The organism is Neisseria flava, assembly GCF_982712965.1.
Genome location: NZ_CEXQBZ010000068.1, coordinates 1 through 6409 on the forward strand (window position 1 = coordinate 1; position 6409 = coordinate 6409).

The window sequence follows — 6409 nt, forward strand, 5'->3', positions numbered from 1 at the left end:
TTTAAAATATTATAAATATAAATTTAGCATATAAAAATAATGTTAAACACTTGGCAAACCCAAATTTTTCGAGTAAATTTCGCTACATCGAATTACAGACGCACTGACAGATTTGATACTCCGGTTTCCAGCAGCAAATCCTTTGATTTGCAGCGGATGTTCCGAGCTTCACTCCCTCGGAACAAAAGTTTACCCGCACGGAGTTGAGCCGTGCAGGTAAAGCCGCAGGCGAAAGCCTGTATTGTTTGTGAAGCGTAAATCTCTGATTTGAGGTATTGGGGCAATCCTGTGGGGGATTGCCTCCTTTTTTTGTTTCCTGCGTTTCCAGCATTCATTGCCCCCTAGCTCAAATTGCCCTGAAGTATTCGGACATCCGGCCCGCATTACTTCCATATGAAAAGGTCGTCTGAAACCTGATTTGATTTCAGACGACCTTTAAACTTTATCCTGAGACGGATAGCTTACATTTGCTGTTGCGCCGCTTTGATGGCGTTTTGGTCGGGATTGATCAAAATCTCGACGCGGCGGTTTTGGGCGCGGCCTTCGGCAGTGGCGTTAGACGCGATAGGATGGCGTGAGCCGTAGCCGGCTGTGATCAGGCGCGAGCCGTTCACGCCGCGCGATTGCAGGTAGTCGGCAACGGCAAGCGCGCGGTTGCGGGACAGCGGCTCGTTGATGGCATCGTTGCCGGTGTTGTCGGTATGGCCGTTAATCGTCAAAGTCGTGTCGGGATATTGCACCAGCGTTTCGGAGGCGGTCGCCAGAGCGTTTCGCGCGTGATCGCTCAATGCCGCGCTGCCGGTAGCGAAGGTAACGTTTTCAGGCATCACCAGTTTGATTTGGTTGCCTTGGCGTTCCACTTCGATGTTGGTGTTTTTCAGGTTTTCGCGCAGTTTTTTCTCTTGATAGTCCATGTAGCCGCCTACGCCCGCACCAATCGCGCCACACGCCAACGCGGAATTGCGCGCGCCTTTACCGCCGTGGGTCAGTGCGCCGACGATGCCGCACACTGCCGCACCGCCCAAGCCGTACATGGCGGTTTTGCTGGTGTTGCGTTGTCCGCTTACAGGATCGGTTACGCAGCCGGTCAGAGCCAAAGGAATGGCCAATGCGGCAACGGTCAAAGGTTTCAAGAATTTCATTGAGATTTCCTTTCAAAAAATACCGCTCAGACACAGAAGGTCGTCTGAAAAGCGGCTTGATGTATTTCAACAATGTTTCGGCGGGCTGCAAACCCTTCAAAACAGATTGAAACAGCATGATAGCCAGGATTGCGGCACAGTAAATCTCGCTTAACCCGATATTACCTAACTGACCGCAAACTGACATTCCGGTTTTCTATTCTGCGTATTCAGTAAGATTGCCGTAATGAAGTTTGGTTCCTCAAGGCGTTTGCAACACCTATTCTTTTCCATAACGGCGGCGGACATACCTTATCAACATATATTTCAGCCTCAAACGCACATCGTAACCGACCGATCCCGCACCCAACACAAACAACACCAGCGCGACCGGCAAGGCAAAATGGTGGCCTATCTGATGGTAGCCCCACGCACCAATCACCCCACCCAACAAAAACGACCACATCATTCCACCCAAAAGCCACATCTTCGGCTTATTGACATGCACATGCGGCAGGCGCGGATGATGTTTTTTCGAGTAATACAGCGCACGCGAAAGCTCGATGCCCAAGTCGGTCGCCGTGCCGGTCATGTGCGTCGAACGGATGGCACCGCCGGACAAAAGCGTCATCACCGTATTGTGCATTCCCATGATGAAACACATTAAAAACAAAGCCAACGACGGGAAAACCAAACTCCCGTTCCCGATGTTCCATTGAGATGCCGTGAGTCCGAACAAGCCGAATATCAGCAGATAAACCGCTTCCAACCACATGGAAAAACCGAAGCTGCCGCGAAACCGCTTCTGCTGCGTCCACAAAACCACCCAGCCCGAATGCGCCGCACCGACCACAAAACACAACACGCTGATTAAAGCCACCGCCGCCGTTATCCATTCGCGCAGATAAACAGCGTCCGCCAGCAGAGACATCGAGCCGGTAACGTGCGACGTGTAGCGTGCAAACGCAAAGAAACCGCCCGCATTAATCGCACCCGCCAACATCGCCATGATGTAGCCCAGCCTGCGGAAGCGCGCATCGGAAATATGGTGTTCGTGCAGATACGGCCTGTCTGCCTGCCAAAACGGCGGGGCATGCCGCCGCTTGTCATGCAGCCTAATCTGCTTATCGCGTCGTAGGTGTATTTGCGGTTCTTCCATATAACGTTATCCCTTTTGCAATAATGGATGCAAGGCAAGTAAACACCTTTCCGATTAAAATTAATCCATCATCCGAACAGTATGTTCAGACGACCCCGCCATCAAAAATCTACAATATTAAGGTGTTGTACCTACCACCGATGAAAAATGACGGCAGGCAGGAATTTTTCTATTTCCATTAGCCATAAAAAAGGTTGTCTGAAAAGCATTTTATCCTTTTCAGACAACCTTTCCACCGATTGCATCAATACAAAATCAAATCAGCACACTTCAACCAACCAGCCATGTTTGTCTTCTGCCAAACCGTATTGGATGTCGGTCAGAGCTTTGCGCAAAGCGTAGCCGCGCTCTTGGCTCTTCACTTCGATTTCTTTGCCGTCGATGACAAAAGAGGTTACGGGTGAGATGACGGCGGCTGTACCGGTCAGAATCGCTTCCGCACCCTCTTCGACTGCGGCTTTGAGTTCATCCACGGTGAAATTGCGTTCGCTGACGGTGTAGCCCAAGTCTTTGGCGACGGTCAGCACAGAATCACGGGTTACACCGTGGAGGAATTCGTCGGTCAACGGTTTGGTAATGATTTCGTTGCCTTTAATCAGGATAAAGTTGGACGCGCCGGTTTCCTGTACATCGCCGTTCGGGCAGAACAGGACTTGATTTGCACCGTGTTCGGCTTTTGCCTTCAGCACCCAAGGCATGGCGGAGGCGTAGTTGCCGCCGCATTTGACGCGGCCCATGTGCGGTGCGCAACGGATGTGTTCGGTTTCAACCAAAATTTTCACGGGTGAACCGGCTTTGAAATAGTCGCCGACCGGAGAAGCGAGGATATAGAGCAACGCGGTTTCGGAAGGCGAACCGGCTTTGCCGATAACGGGGTCGGTACCGATTAATGTCGGGCGCAAATACAGCGCGGCAGGCGCGTCGGGAATTTCCTCGGCAGCGCGTTTGACCAATTCGATCAGGGCATTCAGATAGGCTTCGGTTTCGGGGCGCGGCAGGTGCAAAATGTCTGCGCTTTGCTGCATACGGGCGATGTTTGCCGTCGGGCGGAACAAGACGATTTTGCCGTTTGCCTGACGGAATGCTTTTAAACCTTCAAAGCATTCGCTGCCGTAATGCAGGGCGTGCGCGCCGGGCGCGAGGGTGAGGTCTGAGGAAGTTTGCCATTCGGTCGGCTGCCATTTGCCGTCCTTGTGGGCGATAACGGGCATTTGGGCGTGGAAGACGCTGCCGAATACGGCGGGTACAGTTCTGCTCATGATGATTGCCTTTCTTATTCTGTTTGGTTCTGTTTAAATATTAAAAGTTGAAAGATACGCCTGTAGAGATGGTTTTGACAAGTCCGAATGCCCGTTTCAAAATCAGCTTCCGTCCAAGCCCTTGCCTGATAACGAAATACGGGCAACCGCCTATTCCGATGAGCATACAAATTGTCAGCAATCATGCCTACTGTTTACTACATATATATAATGAAGCCCGAGGTCGTCTGAAAACTGCCGCACATCCTATCCGAAACAATCCAAATCGTTTAAACTAAGCCGCATCTGCGGCAAACGGATTCGGAAACGGAATCCCTATCGACCGCCTTACTGAATTTTCAGACGACCTTTTCAAAACTTTCCGACAGGCATACCGCCGGAGACATCCATGAAACTGATTTACACCATTATCAAAGTCATCATTTTATTATTGTTTTTACTGCTCGCCGTCATCAATACCGACAGCGTCGCCTTCCACTATCTGCCCGGTCAGAAAGCCGACTTACCGCTGATTGTCGTCCTCTTCGGCGCATTTGTTATCGGTATCGTGTTCGGGATGTTTGCCCTGTTCGGCAGACTTTTGGCACTGCGCAGCGAAAACAACCGCCTGCGTGCCGAAGTCAAAAAACACGCGCATTTGAGCGAAAAAGACCTCGTCGCCCCCGTACCGCAACAACCTGCACCGCAAACCACCGTCCCTGCCAACCAACCCGTACAAACGCCCAAGCCTTAAAGAAGGAATCACATGGACAACGAATTGTGGGTCATCCTGCTGCCCATTACCCTTTTGCCCGTCTTCTTTGCTATGGGCTGGTTTGCCGCCCGTATCGACATGAAAACCGTGTTGAAACAGGCAAAAAGCGTGCCTGCCGGCTTTTATAAAAGTCTGGACGCATTGGTTGACCGCAACAGCGGCCGTGCCGCCCGCGAGTTGGCGGAAGTCATCGACCAGCAGCCGCAGTCTTACGACCTCAACCTGACCTTAGGCAAACTCTACCGTCAGCGCGGCGAAAACGACAAAGCCATCAATATGCACCAAGCCCTGCTCGACTCGCCCGATACCGTCAACGAAAAACGCGCGCGGGTATTGTTCGAACTTGCGCAAAACTACCAAAGCGCAGGTTTGGTTGACCGCGCCGAACAAATCTTCATCGGCTTGCAGGAAGGCAACATGGCGCGCGAAGCCCGCCAGCACCTGCTCAGCATCTATCAGCAAGACCGCGACTGGGAAAAAGCCATCGAAACCGCGCAACTCCTCAGCCACGACGAGCAGACCTACCAATTTGAAATTGCACAGTTTTATTGCGAACTCGCCCAAGCTGCGCTGTTCAAATCCAATCTCGACGCCGCCCGTTACAACGTCCAAAAGGCCTTGGACGCTAACAAAAAATGCGCCCGCGCCAACATGATTTTGGGCGACATCGAAACCAAACAGGGCAATTTTCCCGCCGCTGTCGAGGCATACGGCGCCATCGAACAACAAAACCATGCCTACCTAAGCATGGTCGGCGAAAAACTCTACGAAGCCTATGCCGCCCAAGGCAAACAGGAAGAAGGACTGAACCGGCTTATCGGCTATATGCAGACCTTCCCCGATTTAGACCTCATCAACGTCATCTACGAAAAAACCCTGCTGCTCAAAGGCGAAAGCGAAGCCGCCCAACTTGCCGTCGAACTCGTGCGCCAAAAACCCGACCTCAACGGCGTGTACCGCCTGCTGGGTTTGAAAATCAGCACCATGAATCCCGCGTGGAAAGCCGATGCCGACATGATGCGCTCCGTCATCGGCCGCCAACTCCAACGCAGCGTCATGTACCGCTGCCGCAACTGCCACTTCAAATCCCAAGTCTTCTTCTGGCACTGCCCCGCCTGCAACAAATGGGAAACCTTCACACCCAATAAAATCGAGGTGTAAACCAAACCACAAAAAGGTCGTCTGAAACGACTGAACTGGCCCCAAAATCTTGGACACTCATAAAAGCCTTTTCAGGCGCTCTGTGTAAGCTGGGTTCTGTATGCGACAGGACTCAGCTTTTTCAATTTCAGACTGCAACGCTCCCGGTTGTAGTAATCCATATAGTCATCTATCTGCTTCATCAATTCGTCCACCGTCAATTCTCCTGCACGGTAGAAACACTCCGTCTTCAACACCGCAAAGAAGCTCTCCATCGGCGCATTATCCCAACAGTTCGCCTTACGCGACATGCTTTGAAGCATGGAATGTTGGGCAGGCAATTCCCTATACCCCGCCGTACGGTACAGCACGCCTTGGTCGGGATGCAGCATCGTTCCTTTGCCGGTCAGCCGGGGCGCGGCTTTTTCGATCATCTGCGCCACCATTTCGCTGTCGGCTCTGCGGCTCATGGCGTAGGCGACGATTTCCCGGTTGAACAAGTCCAAGATTGGCGAGAGGTACAGTTTGCCGTCCTTCCCTTTGAGTTCGGTAACGTCGGTCAGCCATTTTTCGTTGGGCTTTTCAGCTTTGAATAGGCGTTTGAGGAGGTTTTCCGATATTTCGCCCATGGCGGGATGGCGGTAGGCTTTTTTCCCCCGTATTTTGGCTTTCAGCCCCATCTGTTTCATCAACCGTGCCACTTTTTTGCGGTTCCAACCCAATGCTGCGGCAATGCGCCTTTGTCCGTATCGCCCTTTATGCCGTTCGTAGATTTCGGCGATAAGGGCTTTGTCGGCTTCGTCGGGGTCGGGTCGGTCTTGATGGTGGTAGTAAAAGCTGCTTTTGGGTAATTGTGCGATGTGCGGCAGGTATTTGAGCGGGTGTTGCGCCCTCAGTGCTTGGACGGTTTGGCTTTGTCCTTTTCGGTCCGCTTTTGGCTGAGGGCTTTTAACTCCTTTAGGTAGGCGACCTCTGC

At 52.1% G+C, this 6409-nt stretch carries 6 protein-coding genes; 2 read left to right on the forward strand and 4 right to left on the reverse strand.

Features of this window, described 5'->3' with window-relative positions; translation table 11 throughout:
- Positions 1 to 461: 461 nt before the first annotated feature.
- From AC5M9B_RS04000 to ilvE, 3 genes are all read right to left on the reverse strand, one after another.
- Positions 462 to 1142, reverse strand: a complete 681-nt coding sequence (locus AC5M9B_RS04000) for a YiaD family glycine zipper/OmpA-like lipoprotein (RefSeq protein ID WP_070654488.1) — start codon at positions 1140 to 1142, stop codon at positions 462 to 464.
- A gap of 259 nt (positions 1143 to 1401) precedes the next feature.
- Positions 1402 to 2280, reverse strand: a complete 879-nt coding sequence (locus AC5M9B_RS04005; protein ID WP_487648285.1) for a YoaK family protein — start codon at positions 2278 to 2280, stop codon at positions 1402 to 1404.
- Between the two features lie 260 nt (positions 2281 to 2540).
- Positions 2541 to 3539: a branched-chain-amino-acid transaminase gene (gene ilvE / locus AC5M9B_RS04010; protein ID WP_101810820.1), complete on the reverse strand. Its 999-nt coding sequence runs from the start codon at positions 3537 to 3539 to the stop codon at positions 2541 to 2543.
- A gap of 388 nt (positions 3540 to 3927) precedes the next feature.
- Here ilvE and AC5M9B_RS04015 point away from each other — a divergent pair, with 388 nt between their 5' ends.
- Positions 3928 to 4272: a LapA family protein gene (locus AC5M9B_RS04015; protein WP_016687604.1), complete on the forward strand. Its 345-nt coding sequence runs from the start codon at positions 3928 to 3930 to the stop codon at positions 4270 to 4272.
- A gap of 12 nt (positions 4273 to 4284) precedes the next feature.
- Positions 4285 to 5454 (forward strand): lipopolysaccharide assembly protein LapB, encoded by a 1170-nt coding sequence (gene lapB / locus AC5M9B_RS04020; RefSeq protein WP_101810821.1) that lies wholly within the window; start codon positions 4285 to 4287, stop codon positions 5452 to 5454.
- A gap of 71 nt (positions 5455 to 5525) precedes the next feature.
- Here lapB and AC5M9B_RS04025 read toward each other — a convergent pair.
- Positions 5526 to 6409: IS3 family transposase (locus AC5M9B_RS04025; RefSeq protein ID WP_487648286.1), on the reverse strand; the 884-nt coding region annotated here is incomplete at its 5' end.